This window comes from Candidatus Nitrosarchaeum limnium BG20, from assembly GCF_000241145.1.
In the GTDB taxonomy this organism is placed as follows: Archaea; Thermoproteota; Nitrososphaeria; order Nitrososphaerales; family Nitrosopumilaceae; genus Nitrosarchaeum; species Nitrosarchaeum limnae.
In genome coordinates this window covers 1-1,428 of the sequence record NZ_AHJG01000135.1, presented here as the reverse complement: position 1 = coordinate 1,428, position 1,428 = coordinate 1, and the positions used below count along the sequence as shown (strand labels likewise).

Here is a 1,428-nt window from a genome sequence, read left to right as displayed (position 1 = left end):
CCTTTTTTGGATTTTACAGGTTTACGTTTTTTTGCAATTTTCTTTTTTTAGCAAGTAATTCTTGAAGTTGTAAAGTTACTTTTTCAAGTGCTTTTTTAGCAGATTCCTCTGCTTTAGCTTTTTGTTCTAATTCCTTGGCAAATTTTTGAGCAGCCTTATGACTTTCACTCATTGTTTCACGTAAGGTAGGTTTTGATTTAGTTTGCTTTTGAATTTGTGTGTTAATTTTTGATTTAATTTCACTGATTTTAGAGACCTCTTCGGTAATCTTTTTTGCGGTTTTTTCCCGGTTTTTTATCTCAGACTCTAATTCCTGGATTTTTTCATTAATTATAGCCAATTTAGATTTAGCAGTGTTTTCTTCCTCTGGATTTTTAGCAAATTCTAGTTCCTGTTCAGCATCTACAAGTGCCTGATTTTCACGAATAAGACGCTCATTGGCAGATGCAACTAGTCTCTGTATGCTTTCTAATTGAGATGTTTTTTGAGTTAATACTCCGGAAACATCAGTTACATTCTCTTTTTCTGATTCAATTTTTCTATCTAGGGAATGTAACCCAGATGAAGATCTTTTTTCAAGTGAACGTACTTGTTGTAGTTGTCTTTCAGCTTTTTTTCTCAGATTAGCTGCTTTTTGTTTTTTTTGTCTTAGTTGAATTACTAATTTTTCTAAAGATGTCAATAATCAAGTAAAAACAAATCTGTCGGTTAAGTTGTGAATATAATCATGATTTGACTTACCTGTTAAGAAAATTAACATACATTGATCGCAAAAATCGATTTTTTGAAAAAATATTAGTAGAGACAACTAATAAAACATGATGGAATTTCATCCAAAAGATTTACCAGTATCAAAGACATATGATCTAAGGGATGTCAAAGATGCATCAGACGCGGTAGAAGACATGGTAAAATTAGGATTTACCAATAGAAAGGAAGGGTTTAGAGTACTAATGCCAAAAGAATCAAAACTTGCAAAAAGAATTGGATACACAGTAACAACTGGTGTCACATACGCACTTAGACAAAAAAATGAAGTTAGAGACATCAGATATTGGACATATCATTATGATGAAAATCATTATGCGATTGTTTTGATAAGTAGTAAGAGTTTTGCAGAATTAGGATTTTGATTTATCAAATATTTTGTATAGTTTTGTTCTTTTTGCCAATACACCTGCTAGCATTATACCAAGTATGGTACCACCAATAACATCCATCGGATAGTGTTGAAGAACATACACTCTACTTAGAGATACCAATACGGGATAGAGAAACAACAAGTATGCCCCTCTTGGAAATCTTTCAGATAGTGCATACCCAATCACTATTGCAAAAATAATAGTTCGTGCTGCATGCCCAGACGGATAAGAGGCGTTGAACCCACCCTCACAGAATAATGCAAATGTATCACGACTAATCTTTACT

At 32.7% G+C, this 1,428-nt stretch carries 3 protein-coding genes; 1 reads left to right on the top strand and 2 read right to left on the bottom strand.

All coding sequences use genetic code 11. The annotated features are described in order from the left end of the window. Positions 1-13: 13 nt before the first annotated feature. Positions 14-682 (bottom strand): coiled-coil domain-containing protein, encoded by a 669-nt coding sequence (locus BG20_RS04535; RefSeq protein ID WP_010191439.1) that lies wholly within the window; start codon positions 680-682, stop codon positions 14-16. A 139-nt stretch (positions 683-821) separates the two neighbouring features. Here BG20_RS04535 and BG20_RS04530 point away from each other — a divergent pair, with 139 nt between their 5' ends. Further along, entirely contained in the window at positions 822-1,133 is a 312-nt protein-coding gene (locus BG20_RS04530; RefSeq protein WP_010191437.1) for a hypothetical protein, read from the top strand. On the opposite strand, the gene BG20_RS04525 is transcribed toward BG20_RS04530, so the two are convergent. Next, positions 1,122-1,428, bottom strand: a 307-nt coding sequence (locus BG20_RS04525) for a phosphatase PAP2 family protein (protein WP_010191435.1), incomplete at its 5' end; no start/stop codon positions are given. The genes BG20_RS04530 and BG20_RS04525 overlap by 12 nt on opposite strands.